Origin of the sequence: Marinobacter sp. DSM 26671 (genome assembly GCF_900112835.1) — a bacterium.
Taxonomy (GTDB): domain Bacteria; phylum Pseudomonadota; class Gammaproteobacteria; order Pseudomonadales; family Oleiphilaceae; genus Marinobacter; species Marinobacter flavimaris.
The window spans coordinates 43541-62617 of the sequence record NZ_FONF01000009.1; the positions used below are offsets into that span (position 1 = coordinate 43541).

Here is a 19077-nt window from a genome sequence, read left to right on the forward strand (position 1 = left end):
ATCCTTCCCGGGACACGCTGTTAATACGTCCCTGTACGCTTGACTGCAGCATCCTTGCTGCAGACAGTCCCGGGAAGGATTCCCCCACCTGCCTTGCGATTCTGGTCTTGTTGTTGGAGCCGATCAGAACCGCTTTTGTTTGTTTACTCGCCGCGTTCTTCCAATACGGCTACCGCCGGCAGGGTCTTGCCTTCGACGAACTCGAGGAACGCGCCACCACCGGTGGAGATATACGAGATTTTGTCAGCAACGCCGTACTTGTCAACGGCGGCGACGGTGTCACCACCGCCAGCGAGGGAGAAGGCGTCGCTTTCGGCGATGGCATTAGCAAGCGCTTTGGTGCCATTGCCGAACTGGTCGAATTCAAAAACGCCAACCGGGCCGTTCCAGAGGATCGTTTTGGCGTTTTTCAGCAGTTCAGCGAATTCGCCCGCGGTCTCCGGGCCCACATCGAGAATCATGTCGTCGTCGGTGACGTCGGAGATGTTCTTGACGGTTGCGGTGGCGGTTTCGGCGAACTCGCTGGCAACAACCACGTCGACCGGCAGCGGGATTTCAACGCGACTGGCGATCTCTTTGGCGGTGTCGATCAGGTCATGCTCGCACAGGGACTTGCCCACCGGGTGACCAGCAGCGGCCAGGAAGGTGTTGGCGATGCCGCCGCCCACGATGATGGAGTCACAAACTTTTTCAAGCGCGTTGAGCACGTCCAGTTTGGTAGAGACCTTGGAGCCACCAACGATGGCAACCACCGGTTTGGACGGGTTGTCCAGGGCTTTGCCCAGGGCTTCAAGCTCGGCCGCCAGCAGCGGGCCGGCGCAGGCCTCTGGGGCGAATCTGGCCACGCCGTGGGTAGAGGCCTGGGCGCGGTGCGCCGTGCCGAAGGCGTCCATGACGTAGACATCGCACAGGGCCGCGTACTTCTTCGCGAGGTCTTCGTTGTCTTTCTTTTCGCCCTTGTTGAAGCGAACGTTCTCGAACAGGACAACTTCGCCATCGGCGACTTCAACGCCGTCCAGATAGTCCTTGATCAAGCGGACTTCCTGGCCGAGGACTTTGGTCAGGTGATCAGCAACGGGCTTCATGGAGGAAGCTTCGTCGTACACGCCTTCTTCCGGGCGGCCCAGGTGGGACATCAGCATGACTTTAGCGCCGGCGTCTTTAGCAGCCTTGATGGTGGGCAGTGAGGCGCGGATGCGGGCGTCGCTGGAGACTTTGCCGTCCTTGACCGGCACGTTCAGGTCTTCGCGGATCAGCACTCGCTTGCCAGCGAGGTTAAGGTCGGTCATTTTCTTGATGGCCATAACGTTCTTCCCTTGATCAGATCTTGCACACTTGAAATCTGGTCTGGCTGTCGGATTTTCACTACGTTCAATCCGACCTACGGTAGGTCGGTTCGAGCGCAGCGATAACCGACAATCAGGTTTTTTGTTTCGTCAGCCAACTACGGCTGACATCGAGCATCCGGTTCGCGAACCCCCACTCATTATCGAACCAGCACAGCACTTTCACCATGGTGCCGCCGCTGACCCGGGTCTGTCCGCCGTCGACAACGCCGGAGTGGGCGTCGTGGTTAAAATCGGAGCTGGCCAGCAGTTCGTCGGTATAGCCGAGTATGCTCTTTAACGGGCCGTTGGCGGCCTCTTCTAACAGGTTGTTCACCGCTGCCACGTTGGTGGCTTTGCCCACGTTCACCACCATGTCGATGGCGGAGACATTCATGGTCGGCACCCGCATGGCGACCGAACTGAACTTGCCTTCCATGCTCGGCAGCAACCGCTCAATACCTTTCGCAAGACCGGTTTCCACCGGAACGATGTTGTGCAGGGCGCTGCGGGTTCGTCGCAAATCCTGGTGGTGGTAGGCATCGATAACCGGCTGGTCATTCATGGCCGCGTGAATCGTGGTGGTACTGCCCTGCTGCACGCCAAAGGCGTCGTCCAGCACCTTGATCACAGGCACCAGGCAGTTGGTGGTGCAGGAGGCGGCTGCAACGATCACGTCTTCCGGTGTGAGATCAGCGTGGTTGACCCCGTAGACAACGGTGCGGTCCACATCGGACTCGGCCGGCTGCGAGAAGAGCAGGCGTCTGGCCCCGGAATCGATGTGCTTCTCGGCCGTAGCACGATCCGAGAAGGCGCCGGAACATTCCAGTACCAGATCGACATCAAGCAGGCGCCAGGGCAGCTCTGCCGGGTCAGCGTGACTCAACACGCGGATGGCATCGCCATTGACCATCAGGTCCTGACCCGATACCGAAATGTCACCCTGGAAACGCCCGTGGGTGGAATCGTATCGGGTCAGGTGGGCAATGGTGTCGATATCCGACAACTCGTTGATCGCGACCACCTGAAGGTGATCGCGGAAGCCGTTTTCATAAAGCGCACGCAACACGCACTGGCCGATTCGGCCGTACCCGTTGATGGCGACACGAAAAGGCGCAGAGTCCGTCATCAGGCGTCCAGAAGCTCAGCAGCCACTTCCAGGACATTGTCGACGGTAAAGCCGAATTCCTTGAACAGCTCACCGGCCGGGGCGGACTCACCGAAGGTGGTCATGCCGATGATGCGACCGTCCAGGCCAACGTACTTGTACCAGTAATCGGCAATGCCGGCTTCAATGGCGATGCGGTTGGTGACATCCAGCGGCAGGACCTGCTGCTTGTACTCGGCGCTCTGGGCATCGAACACGTCCGTGGACGGCATGGAAACCACGCGCACGTTCTTGCCCTGATCACGAAGCTGGGCAGCCGCATCCTGCGCCAGGCCGACTTCGGAGCCGGTGGCAATCAGGATCAGGTCCGGCGTGCCTTCGCTGTCTGACAGGATATAGGCGCCCTTGGCTACGTCCGCCAGCTGTTGGGCATCGCGCGGCTGTGCCGGCAGCCCCTGACGGGAGAAGACCATGGCGGTCGGGCCATCGGTGCGCTCAAGAGCTGCTTTCCAGGCCACTGCGGATTCAACAGTATCCGCCGGACGCCACATGCTCATGTTGGGGGTGGTGCGCAGACTGGCCATCTGCTCGATAGGCTGGTGAGTCGGGCCATCTTCACCCAGGCCGATGGAGTCGTGGGTGAACACGAAGATGGAACGCTGCTTCATCAGCGCAGCCATGCGCACGGCGTTGCGGCAATATTCCATGAAGATCAGGAAGGTCGCGCCGTAGGGCACGAAACCGCCGTGCAGGGCGATGCCGTTCATGATCGCAGCCATGCCGAATTCACGGACACCGTAATAGATGTAGTTACCGCTGGCATCTTCCTTGGTCAGACCCTTGGTGTCGGACCAGATAGTCAGGTTGGAACCGGCCAGGTCGGCAGAGCCGCCCATCAGTTCCGGCAGCAGCGGGCCGTAAGCGTTCAGAGTGTTCTGGGACGCCTTGCGGGAAGCCACAGTCTCGGCCTTGTCCTGGCATTCCTGGATGTAAGCCTGGGCCTTCTCGGCAAAGTCGGCGGGCAGGTCGCCAGCCATGCGGCGCTTGAACTCAGCCGCCAGTTCCGGCTCCGCTTTTTCGTAGGCGGCAAACTTCTGTTCCCACTCGGACTGGGCAGCGGCACCTTTTTCACGGGCGTTCCAGGCACTGGCGATGTCGGCCGGAATTTCGAACGGACCGTACTGCCAGCCCAACTGCTCGCGGGTCAGGGTGATTTCGTCGTCACCCAGGGGGGCACCGTGACAGCTTTCCTTGCCCTGTTTGTTCGGGGAACCAAAGCCGATGATGGTCTTGCAGCAGATCAGCGTGGGCTGTTCGGTGTTGGCACGGGCGGCTTCGATCGCGGCGCGAATGGCGTCAGCATCATGGCCGTCGACTGCGGGAATCACCTGCCAGCCGTAAGACTCGAAACGCTGCGGGGTGTTATCAGTAAACCAGCCATCCACTTCGCCATCGATGGAGATGCCGTTGTCGTCATAGAAGAACACAAGCTTGCCGAGGCCGAGGGTGCCTGCCAGGGAGGCAACTTCGTGAGAGATGCCTTCCATCAGGCAGCCGTCGCCGAGGAACGCGTAGGTGTAGTGGTCAACAATCTCGTGGCCCGGACGGTTGAACTGCGCTGCCAGGGACTTCTCGGCAATGGCAAAACCAACGGCGTTGGCAATGCCCTGGCCCAGAGGACCAGTGGTGGTTTCAATGCCCGGGGTGTAGCCGTACTCGGGGTGGCCCGGCGTCTTGGAGTGCAACTGGCGGAAGTTCTTGATGTCGTCGATGGAAACGTCGTACCCGCTCAGGTGCAGCAGGGAATACTGCAGCATGGAGCCGTGACCGTTGGACAGCACGAAGCGGTCCCGGTTGGCCCACTGAGGGTTGGCCGGGTTGTGGCTCAGGTAATCGTTCCACAGAACCTCGGCGATATCCGCCATACCCATGGGCGCACCCGGGTGGCCGGACTTGGCTTTCTGAACCGCATCCATGCTCAGCGCGCGAATGGCGTTGGCGAGATCTTTACGAGACGGCATTGACGTTTCTCCAGTGTTTTGCAGGAAAAGAATTCGTAGTGATTAAAGGGCGATCAAAATGAGGCGCGTATTTTCGCCGATTAGTGTGTGCCGGGGCAAATCGGCATGTGCCTGTTTCACGATTGTTTGCCTGTGGATTTCCGAAAGGTCTGATTTCAAAGAACGATAAATCTATATCAAAATTTTTTGATATGCCTATTGATTGACCACCCGAAGCCCCCTACACTTCGTTTCCATGACATCCATGAACACATACGCCGACAACCTGTCCTCCGTGGACGCACTGGCCCCGATCTTCAAAGCGGGCGGGGATCCGTTGCGGCTGGAGATTCTGCGTGTGTTGAGACGGGATACGTTCGGAGTTCTGGAGCTCAGCCAGTTGTTTGATATGCGCCAGTCCGGTATGAGCCACCACCTGAAGGTAATGAACAAGGCTGGTCTGCTTGAGCCCCAGCGTGAAGGCAATGCGATTTTCTATCGCCGCCCGCTGCACCTGGACAGCGACAAGCCAACCGACCAGACCATCCGACAGATATTTGAAGCGGTAGACCGGGTGCCACTGCCACCACATCTGCAGGAGCGCATTGAGGCCATTCGCACTCAGCGCGCAGACCAGTCCCAGGCTTTCTTCGCCCGGCATGCAGAGCAGTTCCGCGAGCAGCAGGAACTGATCGCCGCTTTTGATCTTTACGCAGAGCCGGTCGCGGAAATGATCCGCAAACGGTCCCGCAAACATCAATGGCAGGCCGCACTGGAAATCGGCCCCGGCGAGGGTGCCTTCCTACCGGTTCTGGCAGAGCTTTGTGGGCATGTGGTTGCCCTGGATAACAGCCGGGACATGCTGGCCAAGGCCACCCGCACCTGCATTGACGAACGGCTGAACAACATCGACCTGATAGAAGGTGTTACCGACACCCTGCTGGCCAGGGGCGACGCCTTCGACCTGGTCGTTGCGAATATGGTTCTGCATCACGTGCCCAGCCCCGCTGACATCTTCCTTGATGCCGCGGCGTTGATGAACAACGGCGGCTGCTTCGTAATCAGCGACCTGTGCAGTCACGACCAGGACTGGGCAAAAGCAAACTGCGGTGATCTCTGGCTCGGGTTTGAGCCGGAAGAGCTTACCACCTGGGCCGCGGACGCCGGCCTGGTTGCCGGAGAACAGCTGTTTATCGGCTTGCGGAACGGGTTCCAGATCCAGGTTCGGGAATTCTGGAAACACAGCGGTCAGATTTGACGACCTGGATCGCAATATCAACAAATTTTGATATACGGATACGTAGTTTTACGTATCCTCACACAGACCAACAAACCGGATACCGGAAAGCGCTTTAAGAAAACCGCTTACCGGCCTGAATTTGAATCGCTCACAGAGGAGCATGCGCTATGGCTGACTACAACATCTTCACTTCCGAATCGGTCTCTGAAGGCCATCCGGACAAACTGGCAGACCAGATCTCTGATGCCGTGCTGGATGCCATCCTGACCGACGATCCCCATGCCCGCGTTGCCTGCGAGACCATGGTAAAAACCGGTGTGGCCATCGTTGGCGGTGAGATCACCACCAGCGCCTGGGTGGATCTGGAAGACCTGGTGCGCGGTGTCATCAAGGACATCGGCTACACCTCCTCGAAAGTGGGCTACGACGGCGACACCTGCGGCATCATCAACATTATCGGCAAGCAGTCCGTCGATATTGCCCAGGGCGTCGACCGCCAGAAGCCGGAAGACCAGGGCGCCGGCGACCAGGGCCTGATGTTCGGCTATGCCAGCAACGAAACCGATGTACTGATGCCGGCGCCAATCACCTTCTCTCATCGTCTGGTTCAGCGCCAGGCCGAAGCCCGCAAGAGCGGCCTGCTGCCGTGGCTGCGCCCGGACGCCAAGAGCCAGGTTACCTGCCGCTACGAAAACGGCCGGGTTGCTGGTATCGACGCAGTGGTTCTGTCCACCCAGCACGATGAAGACGTGACCCAGGAAGACCTGAAAGAAGCGGTGATGGAGCTGATCGTCAAGCACGCGCTGCCAGCTGAACTGCTGCACAAGGACACCCAGTTCCACATCAACCCGACCGGCAAGTTCGTGATCGGTGGCCCCGTTGGCGACTGTGGTCTGACGGGCCGCAAGATCATCGTAGACACGTACGGCGGCATGGCACGCCACGGTGGCGGTGCTTTCTCCGGAAAGGATCCGTCCAAGGTTGACCGCTCCGCCGCCTACGCCGGCCGCTACGTTGCCAAGAACATCGTCGCCGCCGGACTGGCTGACAAGTGTGAGATCCAGGTGTCCTACGCCATCGGTGTGGCGCAGCCGACGTCGATCTCCCTGAACACTTTCGGCACCGGCAAGATCAGCGACGACAAGATCATTGAACTGGTGCGCGACAACTTCGACCTGCGGCCCTACGCAATTACCAACATGCTCGATCTGCTGCATCCGATGTATCGGGCAACAGCCGCCTACGGCCACTTCGGTCGCGACCCCTATGAAATGACGGTTGGCGGCAAAACCTTTACCGCCTTCCCGTGGGAGAAGACCGATCGCGCCGCGGCCCTGAAAGATGCGGCTGGTATCTAAACCGATTTCGGGCGTATGTCATCAGGCATACGCCCAAGCCAAACTGATTGAACTGACAGGAGAACACCATGAGCACTCCCGCAGAAAAGCTGAACAGCTTTGACGACTACAAAGTTCGCAATATTTCCCTGGCCGGCTGGGGCCGCAAGGAAATCAACATCGCTGAAGGCGAAATGCCGGCCCTGATGAAGCTCCGCGAGAAATACAAAGCCGAGCAGCCGCTGAAAGGCGCCAATGTGATGGGCTGTATCCACATGACCATCCAGACCGCCGTGTTGATCGAGACGCTGATTGAACTGGGTGCGAACGTGCGCTGGTCTTCGTGCAACATCTTCTCCACCCAGGACCAGGCCGCTGCCGCCATCGCCGCGCAGGGCATTCCCGTGTTTGCCTGGAAGGGCGAAACCGACGAAGAGTACGACTGGTGCCTGGAGCGTACGGTCGGAGCCGATGTAGACGGCTGGGAACCGAACATGATTCTGGACGACGGCGGCGATCTGACCGCCCTGCTCCATGAGAAGTACCCGGAAATCCTGGCTAACTGCCACGGCGTGACCGAAGAAACCACCACCGGTGTGCATCGTCTGCAGGAAATGCTGCGCGAGGGCACTCTGAAGGTGCCGGCCATCAACGTGAACGACGCGGTCACCAAGGCCAAGAACGACAACAAATACGGTTGTCGCCACAGCCTGAATGACGCCATCAAGCGCGCTACCGACCACCTGATGGCAGGCAAGAAAGCCCTGGTGATTGGCTATGGTGATGTAGGCAAGGGCTCTGCTGCTTCCCTGCGCCAGGAAGGCATGATTGTAAAAGTGACCGAGGCCGACCCCATCTGTGCCATGCAAGCCTGCATGGACGGATTCGAAGTTGTGTCTCCGTACATTGACGGCGTGAACACCGGTACCGAGTCTGCCGTGAACCGCGACCTGCTGCAGAACACCGATCTGCTGGTCACCACCACCGGCAACATGAACGTGTGCGACGCGCACATGCTCAAAGCCCTGAAAAGCGGTGCTGTGGTGTGCAACATCGGTCACTTCGACAACGAGATCGATACCGCCTACATGCGCAAGAACTGGGAATGGGACGAGGTGAAGCCGCAGGTGCACGTGGTGTACCGCGACAAGGCCACCAACGACCACCTGATCCTGCTGTCCGAAGGCCGCCTGGTGAATCTGGGCAACGCCACCGGTCACCCGTCACGGATCATGGATGGCTCCTTTGCCAACCAGGTTCTGGCCCAGATGTACCTGTTCGAGCGCAAGTTCGCCGACCTGCCGGAAGATGCCCGTGAGAAAGGCGTGTACGTCCAGGTTCTGCCCAAACACCTCGATGAGGAAGTGGCCCGGGCCATGGTGGAAGGCTTTGGTGGCGTGATCACCAAGATGACTCCGGAGCAGGCGAAATACATCGGTGTACCGGTCGAAGGCCCGTACAAGCCAGAAAGCTACAAGTACTGATCGGGTAAACAGATGCAATCCCAGAAACAGTTCAAGCGTCGTTTCAGCTTTGAGTTTTTCCCGCCCAAGACCGACCAGGGCAAGGAAAAGCTGCAGAACGTGCGCAACCAGCTGGCCGAGGTGAATCCGGACTTTTTCTCCGTCACCTTCGGCGCCGGTGGTTCCACCCGGGACCGCACCATCGAGACCGTGCTCAACCTGCATAGCCAGGGCATTTCCACGGCACCTCATCTTTCCTGCGTCGGGGGCACCCGCCAGGAAATCGGGGAGCTTCTGGATCTGTACCGGGAGCACGGAATCAACCGGATTGTCGCCCTACGGGGCGACATGCCCTCCGGTATGGGTGCCGCCGGTGAGCTGCGCTACGCCAACGAGCTGGTGGAGTTTATCCGTGAGCACAGCGGCGATACGTTTAACCTGGAAGTAGCTGCGTACCCTGAGTTTCATCCTCAGGCCCGCAACGCCGAAGAAGATCTGAAGAACTTTGCCCGCAAAGTTCAGGCCGGTGCGAACAGCGCCATCACCCAGTACTTCTTTAATGCAGACAGCTACTTCTACTTCATCGACCGGCTGGAGAAAATGGGCGTTACCATTCCGGTGGTACCGGGCATCATGCCCATCGTCAATTTCTCCAACCTGGTTCGTTTCTCCGACATGTGCGGCGCGGAAATTCCTCGCTGGATTCGCAAGCAGCTCGAAGCCTACGGCGACGACAGAGAATCTATTCGCAAATTCGGTGAGGAAGTGGTCACCGAAATGTGCGAGAAGCTCCTGGCAGCAGGCGCGCCGGGCTTGCATTTCTACACCCTGAATCAGGTAGAGCCCAGCATCAGCATCTGGAAGAATCTGGGCATCAGTGAGCGGGAGAAGATTGCGTTTTAAGGCTTCGCGCTATCCGCTCTCCACGAAATAAAAGGGGCAGATGAACACTTTCATCTGCCCCTTTTTTATTCCCCGTCCGGCGGGACCTCCCCGCCAAGCATTTGATTTCCTGTATACATCTGCGTAATAGTCTAGAGTGTATGTGATGCAGTTCCATCAACGCTCCCCGGAGATCGCCGTCAACAGCAGTGATTGGTCCGGCTTGCCTTACCGGGCAAATGGAGCCTCATAAGAAAGAAAAGGAGATTGTATGAGCACGAAGTGGCTGAAGACCGTAAGCGCCAGCCTGGCACTGACCGTTGCCGCAGGAACCGTGAGCGCAGAAACCCTGCGCGTCGTCACTGACCCGAGTTTCGTTCCGTTTGAAATGATGGACCAGGAAACCGGTGAGATGATCGGTTTCGATATGGAGATCATCCGCGAGGTAGCCGACCGTGCAGGTTTCGAAATTGACCTCAACACCATGGATTTCAACGGCATCATCCCGGCCCTGCAAACCGGCAACGTCGACATTGCCATTGCCGGCATCACGATTACTGAAGAGCGTGAAGAAATCGTCGATTTCTCCGACCCGTACTACGACTCGGGTCTGCGAATCCTCGTTCGCGAGGGTAATGACGACGTTAGCGAATTCGACGACCTCGAAGGCAAGAAAATCGGCACCAAGATTGGTAGCACCAGTTATGACTACCTGGTCAAGAACCTTGACGCCGATGACGGTGTAACCCCCTACCCGGGCAGCTCTGATATGTACATGGCGCTGATGTCCCGTGCCATTGATGCAGTGTTCTACGATGCGCCAAACGTAGGCTACTTTGCCCGCACCAAAGGTGAAGGCAAGGTGACAACCGTCGGCCCGCTTTACGAAGGCCAGCAGTATGGTATCGCCCTCAAGAGTGGCAGTGAGTGGGTTGATGATGTAAACGAAGCCCTTGCCGCAATGAAGGAAGATGGTACTTACAAAACCATCTACGAAAAATGGTTTGGCCCCATGCCCGAGGGCATGTAAGGGCTCCCGGGCCCCAGAGGTCTGATTCCCTTTGCCGGGGCTTCACTGCCCCGGCACTTCGTGACTCCAAAACTCTGCGGAGACTCTCACTGTGGAATTCCAGTTTCAGTTCGACTGGCAGGCAGCCATCGACTCCATCCCTTTTCTGATAAAAGGGATCCCCTACACCCTGCTGATTTCCTTCGGCGGTCTTCTGATCGGTTTTGCTCTGGGCATTTTCTTTGGCCTGCTGAGCATCAACAAGAAGTGGTTCCTGCGGTGGCCGGCAACCGCCTACATCGAAATCTTTCGTGGCACTCCGATCCTGGTTCAGGTCCTCTTTATTTTCTATGGCCTGCCCGATCTGATTGGCGGTCCCATTGATCCCTTGACGGCCGGCATCGCGGCCATCGCTTTGAACTCCGGCGCCTACATATCGGAGGTGGTCCGCGGTGGTGTTCAGTCCATCGATAAAGGCCAGACCGAGGCCGGTCTCTCTCTGGGGCTATCCCGTACCCAGACCTTCTGGTCTGTCGTGTGGCCTCAGGCGTTCCGCCGGATGATTCCGCCGCTGGGCAACCAGGCTATCGTCAGCATCAAGGACACGTCCCTGTTCTCGGTGATTGGCGTGGGCGAACTGGTACGCCAGGGCCAGATCTATATTGCCAACACCTTTACCGCCTTCGAGGTGTATTTTGTGGTCGCGATCCTCTACCTGGCCATCACCCTGTCCCTGTCCATCATTCTCCGCTTCGTTGAGCGCCGCGGACTGGCTTCTGTCTGAAGGAACGTTACCCATGACTCAGATTGTAAAAATGAAGGGCATGAACAAGTACTTCGGGAAACTGCATGTCCTCAAAGATATTGACCTTACCGTTGAACAGGGCGAAGTGGTGGTTATTATCGGCGCCAGCGGCTCCGGCAAATCCACCCTGATTCGCTGTGTGAACGGCCTTGAAGAATATGAATCCGGAACACTGGAAGTGGACGGCCAACAGCTCGCGCCCAAGAGCGGCAATCCGAAAGCTCTGGCTGAAATCCGCAAGGAAGTCGGCATGGTATTCCAACAGTTCAACCTCTTCCCTCACCTCACGGTGAAAAAGAACATCATGCTGGCGCCCAAGAAGGTCAAGGATGCTCCGGAAACTGTTGCCAATGCCACCGCCGAGCGGTTGCTCAACCGTGTGGGCATCGGCAACCAGGCCGACAAGTACCCCAGCCAGCTGTCCGGCGGCCAGCAACAGCGGGTCGCAATCGCCCGAGCGCTGGCGATGGAACCGCGCCTGATGCTGTTCGACGAGCCAACCTCAGCCCTGGACCCGGAAATGATCGGTGAAGTGCTGGACGTTATGCGGGAACTGGCCAAGGAAGGCATGACCATGATGGTCGTCACCCACGAGATGGGCTTCGCCCGGGAAGTGGCCGACCGCGTGATCTACATCCACGAGGGCCAGATTGTGGAACAGGGTAAACCGGACGATGTGTTCGACAACCCTCAGAACGAGCGCACCCAGGCGTTTCTTTCGCGGGTGTTGGCGCACTGAGCCAAACCCAGCTTTGAAAGCCTCCGCTTGCGGAGGCTTTTTCCTGAATGCCCGCCGGCGAACTGCAAGTTCCGGAGGAGGGAGAGCAAGTGGAGGAAGTAACCTAGCCTGTCTGCATACTGATCGCCTGCAGTACCGATAATTGCAACCCGCTCGGGGTGCAACCTGTAAGGATTAATTACAAGCTCCTCGGGAGGGCAATCGGCAGGCGCAATCATACCCGCCGACGAGCCCGAGATCGCTAATGGGCGTGCATTCCGGCAAACTCGAGAATCCTGTCTTTTTCAGTGTGCAGAGTTATCTCGATACCGTCGCCCTCCAGGTTGGCAAGGGTTTCCTCGAAAGCCTCTACACGAAGGTCATTAACCTGTCCAGGCTCCGGGCCTTTAACCGGAAATAACACGGGGCCTTTCAGCAGATGCCGCTTGCGGAGCTGATCCACTTTCAGCTTCCACTTGCCACCATGTTCGATAATGGCCGTGGAATCGGTCTGCCCCAGGAACAGGGGCTTGATTACCCGAATGGCCTCGTTGTCCTTTTGCTCAACGAAGGGGAAGGTGACTCCGTATAGCTGATCTTCGATCCGACGCTTGGTAAAACGCTTTGCCAGATCCCGCTGTTCCAGGAGTTGCTTGATGCCCTTCTCGAGAATGGTCTCCTGATATTCCCTGGTGACGAAGTTCCGGCCAACGTAATATTCGTAGAGCTCAGCCAGTGTTTGCTCTGGATTCTCCGCCAGCACTGCCCGCTGCTCGCTGAAACGAACGATGGTTTCACGGGGTCGGATCAGTTCCTGAAACAGACCTTTGTGAAATCCATAATCCCGGTCGTTGTCACCAAACTCGCCGACCTGGTCTTTGAGCATGCCCTGTACTCTGCGCAGCTCAGCATCCAGATTCGCCATGGTTTTGAGGTACAGTCCCCGGTCCAGCTCCTCAAAGAACTGGGTGATACGGGCATGCTTTTTCCGAAGCAGTTTAAAGCCCAGGTAGCGGGTTTTCGGTGCCCACAGCAAAATACCGACGTTGGCGAACTCGCCCGTCTCGATATAAGGCATAAACCGCACGATGGCGTATTGGCACGCTGTCCTGGTCATTTCCGGTTCCAAAAGTTGTCGCTACGAAAACGCTGCAAGTGTGTCAGGAATGAATCCGGATCAAAGTCCAGTTTCATCGTCATCTCAGAGTCTATGTAAAACCACTCCTCGGGAATGGCCTGGATAATGCCGTCCCACTCCCTCAAAGCCTGTTCCAGCCTTTCAGTATAGTGCTGGCGCTCAATCAAGTCATCGAACACATCTGGCACGCTGTCCTTGAAGGCGTGATACCGAAAAAATTGGTCGGCATCGAAATCAGGGTCGAACGCCTGGTTGTGGTCAATGACCACGAGGCGCTGAGTTTCCGCATCCCAGAACAGATTGGCGTTTCCGCCGTTTTTCGTCAATTGACGATCAACGTTCGATATCCACCAATCGAAAACGAGGAGAGAGCCACGCATTTCCGATGGGATATCATGAATCTGGGAGAAAGCCAACTCCGTTATCCTCTGCTCCACGGATCCAAAAGCCGGGCCGCGACCCAACGCAAGCGCATCTTCCGCTGATAATACATCGGTTAACTCGTCGGGAACATCGACAAGTCTGAACGGAGCTACGGGAATTCCCATGGCCAGAGCGAGGTTGCCAGAGATCCATTCGTTAATCTGACTCTGTCTGCCCGCCCCGCTGCCTTTGACGAAATAAATCTCTCCATCGTCGCCCCTGCAGATGAACGGCAGAGTCATGCCGTGTTCCGAGCGGCGCAACACCTCGACGATCTCGACTTCATTGGGAGGCAAACTGGACACAGGTGTGAAATTCCCTTTTTCTCGGTAGTAACCACGGTACATCTTGTTGCTGACGGTCACGGTAGAACGACCCAACCGTATCCCATATTCTCTTCTTGTGGAAGCGCAGATAAACCGGCAAGTTTATTTGATCAGTAATCGCATTGCGGCACACAAGGATACATAACTGAATGTAATTTCATGCACTTATAATTTCACCGCAAATCAAAGTCGGCCTAAACAAGACTTCGATAGAATATATAGCCAGAAAACCATGATCCGCATCCACTGCACAAAGAAACTTGATACGAAGCTGCCGCTGGATTCGTCCGCTCGTCTCAAACGCAAACTGCCGATCCCACATGCCGCTAATGACGAGCCTGAGAGCCCGCTTAGCGGCTGGCACGCCAACCTGCTCACAATCCAGCGCCGCAACTGCGTGTTTTTTGTTCACGACAGCACCCGCTTTCCGTTGCTGGCAACCTGCCTGACAAAACCGGACTTCGCGGAGCTGGACTGGTGGTTTCAGGATGCATTGATGAACACGCTGCTCAAGTCCGGCGCGAATCAGGCACAGATGGACGCTGCCGAAAGCGCCCTCGCAGAACTGGTTTGCGACTTGGAGTGCGACCGTTCCGTGCAGGCGACCATGAACCGGATGGGGCAGGATCTTGAGCATCAGATCTGGTATAACCGGCTCTCAATCAGCGATCTTGCACCCTACAGAACCGGCGCGTGGCTGGCGGAAAGGCCCTGCACGGTTAAGGGAGTCAAAGGCGCGATCTGGCCGCAGCGGGAGATGTTGGCGTTGTTGGATACCATTAATCGATAGCGCTTTGTTGTCTTAACTGCGCCTGCAATCGATGATCGATCCGCCCTGCTTCTCGCACCATATTCACGCCCATGCTTACTCGGGCCACGTCCATTAGATCAGCCGGAATCGCTCGCTTCTGTGTTTCGGAGAACCAGGCAAGGACATCACACAGATGCCAGATTGCTGACGCGCCCTCATGGACCGGCATTGGAAAACTGGCCAGATGGGTTTGAATGAGCTTTCGCATGTTCTGGCGGGAAAACATCAGCAGGCTCGCCATGTCGGAAATACCCACAAAATCCGGCCCGGCCTCCACCAGGCGGGCCTCAGGAACCGCCCGTTGCACATCCTGCAGCGCGCTCAGCATGGCTTGTTCTGCTGACTCGGCCTCGCGTGTAAAGTTCAGAGCGAGCCGGCCTTTTTGGCCGAGGCCGATGATGGCGTCGTCGCATCCCGCTTGAAACAATGAGCTCTCGAGCTGGTCATGTGCAAAGTCTTGTGGAACTGAATATTTAAGCGTGAAGTCGTATTCACGATTCATGGTCTTCAACTCCGTTAGCGAGTCAGTTCTGCACAGGCCAGCGCCGCTTCTATATCTTTGTTCGCATGTCTCTTGCGGGGCACTCGTGCCATTCCTTGGGCAAATCATATACAGCAAGGTTGTCATATGACAACCTTGCTGTATCGAAAAGTTAGGCCGGATTGAGCTTCGTGAGATACCGGCGCGCCACCTTGCCAAAGATCAGCAAGCACACGAGGGTCTGCAATAGAACGGCAACCGCAAAACCGATCATCACAAGGCCCATTGGAAGCTCTGAGATAACTATCATGAGGTCATCAATCACAGGGGCATCGGCTGAAACGAACAGCAGAGCGATGAGGGAAATGAAAGAGACAACCAGCGCACTGATGTTCACAGAGACGGACATCATCCAGTTCTCCCGGAGCGTCGGCGCCCTACCAAACGCCGAAACCGATGCGGCCATTGCGCCATAGGCGGCACCGATCATCGCCCCGATTTGCACGCCGGAATTCATATCGATGTTGAATACCTCACCGATCGTAATAATGCAGAGCTGGAGAGCGGCGTAGAGGCCGGTAAAGTTGAGAATTGTCTTTGTGATCATATTTAAGCTTCCTTGCTTTTTTGGTTTTTAATTTATTGGCACGTTCTCAAGAACTTCAAAATCTCAGACACTTGCGCTGCGGCAGATGCCGGCAAGCCCAGCAGTTTGCCATCGGCGGGAGCGCTTCATTCAGACTGCATTAATACACCTGCCACCAGAACAACGGCGAGCGTTCCATACATTGACAGAACAGGAACGAGACACCACGCTTGCCAGAGCTTTGGCAGCGGAACATCTGGGTCGCCCAACGTCGATGCTCGCCTGTGCCAGAAACGAGACGAACAATTACGGAAAACAAGGAACGCAAAGACATGGCTGCACCTGACGAGACGACCGACAAGCGCCTCTGACCAGATCTGGCTGATACTGGAAAGACTGCCAGAATGCGTCGCGACTCGTTGTTCTATTTTTTTGGCATAACGAAACCCCGTGGTCACGATCACAAAGATGAACAACAGGTTCAGCAGAATGCCTCCAGCCACCACATGTGCTGCAAAGATTCGCCATTCATCACTCACGGTTGCTCGCCCCATAGCTCGGTTTTGTAAGAGAAAAAAGGGGCTGTTCACAGCGGGCGACTTTTCACTCAACAATCACCAAAAAAATTGCCGACAACGCAAAGATCATTGCGCAGACAAAAGTAAAGCTGACAGGGATAAGCGCCCACAGCTTTAAATTCCTGGGAGTCGCCTTATCCTCTGTACCCATTCGCAACGCAACTTTGCTACCGATCACAGGGAGATTCCTGTAGGTGAAAAAGGCCCAGACGTTCATGGCACGAATCCACCTTCCCCAGGGGCCATCGCCCCACAGAATTTTTGTCATATCCAGGTAGGCGCCGGGCGCGGCAATCTTGGCCTCTACCACGCGTATCCTCGAAAACGCTACTGTCACTGTAAACAGTATTCCCAGTAAGCCGCCTATCATGGAGGCAATCCCCAAGAACGCTGAAATAACTGTGAGTGCCTCGATCATCAGCAATGACCTAAGTGATATTGGTGCCCATCATGGAGTCACCTTCACTACGCATTTCTCTTTTGCGTAACGACAGCTCAACGTCCTACCTGGCGGGCGCAGGGATGACCCCTTTGTCAATGTAATGCTGCACCTGCGCTTGATAGCCGGAGGGGTCACCATTTGCAGCTTCAGCACGTAATTCGTCGATTACCGGGGCGGCAAAACCTGAATCTTCGTCACCCGCGCAATCCCGACACGATGCTCGCCACCACGCCAGAGCCTGGCCTTTGCCTGAGAAGCCAACGATAAAGTAATGCCCATACTTCGGCGTCGGATAATCTTCGAACCACTCGGCAACGGTCTCACTGAATTCCTCGGGCATGGGTAGCGAGACCTCGTAAAATTTCTGCTCCCTGTGCGAAAACCAGCGGGCTTCGACCCGTTCCGGAACTGGTGCCGGGTCTATAACAATTCGGCCGCCAGTTGGAGGCGTTTGATCATACCCGTAACTGATTGCTCCACCGGGTATTCTGCGGTCGCCGTTCAGTGTTACCTCTTCAACCCAGACCGGCCACCCGGATGGCCCCCCGGAGACGATGACGGTGTATTCATAGGTTTTTCTCTCCGAAGAGCAGGCAACAAGGCCAGTGATCAACACCAACAACACCATCTGGCGGCTGATGGCGAGACAATTTGCAACGTGCTTTGTCATGGTCGTGCAGTGACCTCTTGTTGTTGGACGGCTAACGAGGGCCTGTTATAGAAGATCCTTCTCTTACCAGAGTTCTCAGGAAGGTGAGGCAATACATCCTCTCGATGTGAGGTATGCATGTATTTCCCCAAATACTTCCTAGCAGCAAAGAGGTTGGCTCCAGCTTCCTGCCAAGCGTCAATAGCTTTCTTAAGGTCATCGGGGATTCTGTGGTTGGCGTTTGACAAATCCATAGGCGACATGGGCAGGCCCTCTGATACCGCCATCTCATACATAAGGTGAAGAGCATGAATCGCCAATTCCTTTCGAGTTGCTCGCCTCTCCTCCGCGATTACATCCGTGCCCTCAACGCGAGCCTGGATGTTGCGGTGATCATTTCGGTTAAGCGCTTCAATTTTTTTCTGGGCACTCTGGATTGTCCGATAATTCATACCGTGACCAGAAAAGACTCTGACAGTGAAGATTTCGTGATTCTGGATACCTCCAACCGGATTTTCATAACCCCCACCAACATCCGAGTGGACACCCGGCAATGCTATCTCTGAGAAATTGGATGGAAGTCCAGCAGGTTCCCGGATACTCGAAAGGGGGAAGTTTCTACGGATCTCATGATGAGCGGTCAGATGAACAATCCTGTCGGCACTGTCCGGCCTGAGATTGACATTAAAATCCAGGTTATTTTGATTTCCGGGAAGATAGAAGCTTCCTACAGTATCGAATAATCCTATAAATCCGACTCTTGCAGTGATATCGCGAGGAAACGCATTTAACTTACGAAAGCTAACTACCGACGTTGACAGGCTCGGCTCATTTATCTCTGGCAAAATTATTGAGGCGGGCCACTCATTAACGAGATTCACGAAATGCCGGGCCAGCGCGGCTCCCCTGCTAAACCCGAATACATCCAACACAACTACATCAGGCTTACTTTCGTCCAGAATGTCGTTGAGTGCAGTGATCGCTGTCTGAATCCGTTTGTGGCCCCCTTCGGGACCTACCCCCAAGGCCAAACCAATTATGTCTTCGCGAGCGTCAAAGCCGTCTGGCGCGATATGCCCGGCAATCGTTCCTGGCCCGGGGATGTAAATCCGCTCTGAATTTGCTCCAGACTCGTAGAGATCAAACAACTTCGCGACATTGGTAATATCCCTATCTGGCAGGTGTTTGTCGTTGTCTTTGTGGTTGGCAGTTCCATCGAAGAAGATGCCTATTCTCAGCGAATTTCCAGCTTTCTCTCGCTTGTTAGGACGAGTAAGAATCTTATCTTAACTATGCTTCAAATCGGCGTCATCGGCACGACTACCGTCTCGCAATTGAGATGGCCCAGTCTTCATTTCTGCATCCAAAAGACCCTCAACTCCACTCTTGGATTCTGCAGCATCAAAGATCCTGCCTAACTTCGCAGGGGCGCTGGATACTCCCGAAAATGACGCCGGCGTGTGAGTATCACCAATCACCACAGACCCCGACCCAATCGTCACACCGCCACACGAAATCGCCCCGCCTGTCACCGCCGCCGGTTTGCCATTGATCATGACGGTGGACGAACCTCCAGTGATGGTGCGCGGATGGGGCGGGTGTTTGGGTTTGGAATGGGGTGCCAGCGGGTCGCCTACCCGGGCAACGGGCTTGCCATCAATCAACACATCGGGGGAACCGGCGATCACCGGCGTGGGCGGGAAACCTTCGTGATCGGAGCCAAGGTCTCCGAGCAGAACTATCGCTTTACTCATGT

At 56.3% G+C, this 19077-nt stretch carries 20 protein-coding genes; 8 read left to right on the plus strand and 12 right to left on the minus strand.

The window, feature by feature from the left end; translation table 11 throughout:
• Nucleotides 1-143: 143 nt before the first annotated feature.
• The 3 genes from BM035_RS11715 to tkt all read right to left on the minus strand — a co-directional run bounded on the left by BM035_RS11715 (nt 144) and on the right by tkt (nt 4454).
• The gene (locus BM035_RS11715; protein ID WP_092031986.1) at nt 144-1304 is read right to left on the minus strand and encodes a phosphoglycerate kinase; all 1161 of its coding nucleotides are present in this window, start codon (nt 1302-1304) and stop codon (nt 144-146) included.
• Between the two features lie 115 nt (nt 1305-1419).
• Entirely contained in the window at nt 1420-2454 is a 1035-nt protein-coding gene (gap, locus tag BM035_RS11720) for a type I glyceraldehyde-3-phosphate dehydrogenase (RefSeq protein WP_092031988.1), read from the minus strand.
• Nucleotides 2454-4454 carry a transketolase gene (tkt, locus tag BM035_RS11725; RefSeq protein WP_092031990.1) on the minus strand — a complete coding sequence of 667 codons (2001 nt, stop codon included), beginning with the start codon at nt 4452-4454 and terminating at the stop codon, nt 2454-2456. Before tkt ends, gap begins: the two co-directional genes overlap by 1 nt.
• Nucleotides 4455-4689: 235 nt before the next feature.
• On the opposite strand from tkt, the gene BM035_RS11730 reads away from it, so the two are divergent.
• From BM035_RS11730 to BM035_RS11760, 7 genes are all read left to right on the plus strand, one after another.
• On the plus strand, nt 4690-5691 hold the full coding sequence (locus BM035_RS11730; RefSeq protein WP_039882088.1) for an ArsR/SmtB family transcription factor: 1002 nt from the start codon (nt 4690-4692) through the stop codon (nt 5689-5691).
• 149 nt (nt 5692-5840) lie between these two features.
• Entirely contained in the window at nt 5841-7031 is a 1191-nt protein-coding gene (gene metK / locus BM035_RS11735) for a methionine adenosyltransferase (RefSeq protein ID WP_053112926.1), read from the plus strand.
• A 68-nt stretch (nt 7032-7099) separates the two neighbouring features.
• Nucleotides 7100-8494 carry an adenosylhomocysteinase gene (ahcY, locus tag BM035_RS11740; protein ID WP_092031993.1) on the plus strand — a complete coding sequence of 465 codons (1395 nt, stop codon included), beginning with the start codon at nt 7100-7102 and terminating at the stop codon, nt 8492-8494.
• Between the two features lie 12 nt (nt 8495-8506).
• The gene (metF, locus tag BM035_RS11745; RefSeq protein WP_008175304.1) at nt 8507-9376 is read left to right on the plus strand and encodes a methylenetetrahydrofolate reductase [NAD(P)H]; all 870 of its coding nucleotides are present in this window, start codon (nt 8507-8509) and stop codon (nt 9374-9376) included.
• 250 nt (nt 9377-9626) lie between these two features.
• Nucleotides 9627-10385 (plus strand): transporter substrate-binding domain-containing protein, encoded by a 759-nt coding sequence (locus BM035_RS11750; protein ID WP_008175305.1) that lies wholly within the window; start codon nt 9627-9629, stop codon nt 10383-10385.
• 91 nt (nt 10386-10476) lie between these two features.
• Nucleotides 10477-11148 (plus strand): amino acid ABC transporter permease, encoded by a 672-nt coding sequence (locus tag BM035_RS11755; RefSeq protein ID WP_014578168.1) that lies wholly within the window; start codon nt 10477-10479, stop codon nt 11146-11148.
• 13 nt (nt 11149-11161) lie between these two features.
• Nucleotides 11162-11908 carry an amino acid ABC transporter ATP-binding protein gene (locus BM035_RS11760; RefSeq protein ID WP_092031996.1) on the plus strand — a complete coding sequence of 249 codons (747 nt, stop codon included), beginning with the start codon at nt 11162-11164 and terminating at the stop codon, nt 11906-11908.
• Between the two features lie 241 nt (nt 11909-12149).
• On the opposite strand, the gene BM035_RS11765 is transcribed toward BM035_RS11760, so the two are convergent.
• Both BM035_RS11765 and BM035_RS11770 read right to left on the minus strand, forming a co-directional pair.
• The gene (locus tag BM035_RS11765; RefSeq protein WP_075267582.1) at nt 12150-13004 is read right to left on the minus strand and encodes a DUF3037 domain-containing protein; all 855 of its coding nucleotides are present in this window, start codon (nt 13002-13004) and stop codon (nt 12150-12152) included.
• Entirely contained in the window at nt 13001-13813 is an 813-nt protein-coding gene (locus BM035_RS11770; protein WP_254775486.1) for a HipA domain-containing protein, read from the minus strand. Before BM035_RS11770 ends, BM035_RS11765 begins: the two co-directional genes overlap by 4 nt.
• A 193-nt stretch (nt 13814-14006) precedes the next feature.
• Here BM035_RS11770 and BM035_RS11775 point away from each other — a divergent pair, with 193 nt between their 5' ends.
• Nucleotides 14007-14564, plus strand: a complete 558-nt coding sequence (locus BM035_RS11775) for a DUF6933 domain-containing protein (RefSeq protein ID WP_053112933.1) — start codon at nt 14007-14009, stop codon at nt 14562-14564.
• Here the strand turns inward: BM035_RS11775 and BM035_RS11780 are convergent.
• The 7 genes from BM035_RS11780 to BM035_RS22965 all read right to left on the minus strand — a co-directional run bounded on the left by BM035_RS11780 (nt 14554) and on the right by BM035_RS22965 (nt 19075).
• Nucleotides 14554-15087 carry a DNA-binding protein gene (locus BM035_RS11780; RefSeq protein ID WP_092031998.1) on the minus strand — a complete coding sequence of 178 codons (534 nt, stop codon included), beginning with the start codon at nt 15085-15087 and terminating at the stop codon, nt 14554-14556. The genes BM035_RS11775 and BM035_RS11780 overlap by 11 nt on opposite strands.
• Nucleotides 15088-15238: 151 nt before the next feature.
• The gene (locus tag BM035_RS11785; RefSeq protein ID WP_053112935.1) at nt 15239-15673 is read right to left on the minus strand and encodes an ABZJ_00895 family protein; all 435 of its coding nucleotides are present in this window, start codon (nt 15671-15673) and stop codon (nt 15239-15241) included.
• Between the two features lie 125 nt (nt 15674-15798).
• Nucleotides 15799-16191 carry a hypothetical protein gene (locus tag BM035_RS22335; protein WP_139216037.1) on the minus strand — a complete coding sequence of 131 codons (393 nt, stop codon included), beginning with the start codon at nt 16189-16191 and terminating at the stop codon, nt 15799-15801.
• Nucleotides 16192-16255: 64 nt separating this feature from the next.
• Nucleotides 16256-16648, minus strand: a complete 393-nt coding sequence (locus BM035_RS11790) for a hypothetical protein (protein ID WP_053112936.1) — start codon at nt 16646-16648, stop codon at nt 16256-16258.
• An 85-nt stretch (nt 16649-16733) separates the two neighbouring features.
• Nucleotides 16734-17342, minus strand: coding sequence for a DUF2931 family protein (locus tag BM035_RS11795; protein WP_053112937.1), 609 nt, complete (start codon nt 17340-17342; stop codon nt 16734-16736).
• Nucleotides 17339-18601 carry a phospholipase effector Tle1 domain-containing protein gene (locus tag BM035_RS11800; RefSeq protein ID WP_199185500.1) on the minus strand — a complete coding sequence of 421 codons (1263 nt, stop codon included), beginning with the start codon at nt 18599-18601 and terminating at the stop codon, nt 17339-17341. The genes BM035_RS11795 and BM035_RS11800 overlap by 4 nt, the downstream gene beginning before the upstream one ends.
• Nucleotides 18602-18607: 6 nt before the next feature.
• Nucleotides 18608-19075 carry a type VI secretion system PAAR protein gene (locus BM035_RS22965; protein WP_241956210.1) on the minus strand — a complete coding sequence of 156 codons (468 nt, stop codon included), beginning with the start codon at nt 19073-19075 and terminating at the stop codon, nt 18608-18610.
• Nucleotides 19076-19077 lie beyond the last annotated feature (2 nt).

What these genes read in the sequence shown, in the direction of transcription:
- BM035_RS11780 (WP_092031998.1), bottom strand. Translation starts at nt 15,087, where the DNA reads ATGAATCGTGAATACGACTTCACGCTTAAATATTCAGTTCCACAAGAC.
- BM035_RS22965 (WP_241956210.1), bottom strand. Translation starts at nt 19,075, where the DNA reads ATGAGTAAAGCGATAGTTCTGCTCGGAGACCTTGGCTCCGATCACGAA.
- BM035_RS11790 (WP_053112936.1), bottom strand. Translation starts at nt 16,648, where the DNA reads ATGATCGAGGCACTCACAGTTATTTCAGCGTTCTTGGGGATTGCCTCC.
- BM035_RS11750 (WP_008175305.1), top strand. Translation starts at nt 9,627, where the DNA reads ATGAGCACGAAGTGGCTGAAGACCGTAAGCGCCAGCCTGGCACTGACC.
- BM035_RS11775 (WP_053112933.1), top strand. Translation starts at nt 14,007, where the DNA reads ATGATCCGCATCCACTGCACAAAGAAACTTGATACGAAGCTGCCGCTG.
- BM035_RS11730 (WP_039882088.1), top strand. Translation starts at nt 4,690, where the DNA reads ATGACATCCATGAACACATACGCCGACAACCTGTCCTCCGTGGACGCA.
- tkt (WP_092031990.1), bottom strand. Translation starts at nt 4,454, where the DNA reads ATGCCGTCTCGTAAAGATCTCGCCAACGCCATTCGCGCGCTGAGCATG.
- metK (WP_053112926.1), top strand. Translation starts at nt 5,841, where the DNA reads ATGGCTGACTACAACATCTTCACTTCCGAATCGGTCTCTGAAGGCCAT.
- BM035_RS11795 (WP_053112937.1), bottom strand. Translation starts at nt 17,342, where the DNA reads ATGACAAAGCACGTTGCAAATTGTCTCGCCATCAGCCGCCAGATGGTG.
- BM035_RS11765 (WP_075267582.1), bottom strand. Translation starts at nt 13,004, where the DNA reads ATGACCAGGACAGCGTGCCAATACGCCATCGTGCGGTTTATGCCTTAT.
- BM035_RS11785 (WP_053112935.1), bottom strand. Translation starts at nt 15,673, where the DNA reads ATGATCACAAAGACAATTCTCAACTTTACCGGCCTCTACGCCGCTCTC.
- BM035_RS11715 (WP_092031986.1), bottom strand. Translation starts at nt 1,304, where the DNA reads ATGGCCATCAAGAAAATGACCGACCTTAACCTCGCTGGCAAGCGAGTG.
- gap (WP_092031988.1), bottom strand. Translation starts at nt 2,454, where the DNA reads ATGACGGACTCTGCGCCTTTTCGTGTCGCCATCAACGGGTACGGCCGA.
- metF (WP_008175304.1), top strand. Translation starts at nt 8,507, where the DNA reads ATGCAATCCCAGAAACAGTTCAAGCGTCGTTTCAGCTTTGAGTTTTTC.
- ahcY (WP_092031993.1), top strand. Translation starts at nt 7,100, where the DNA reads ATGAGCACTCCCGCAGAAAAGCTGAACAGCTTTGACGACTACAAAGTT.
- BM035_RS11760 (WP_092031996.1), top strand. Translation starts at nt 11,162, where the DNA reads ATGACTCAGATTGTAAAAATGAAGGGCATGAACAAGTACTTCGGGAAA.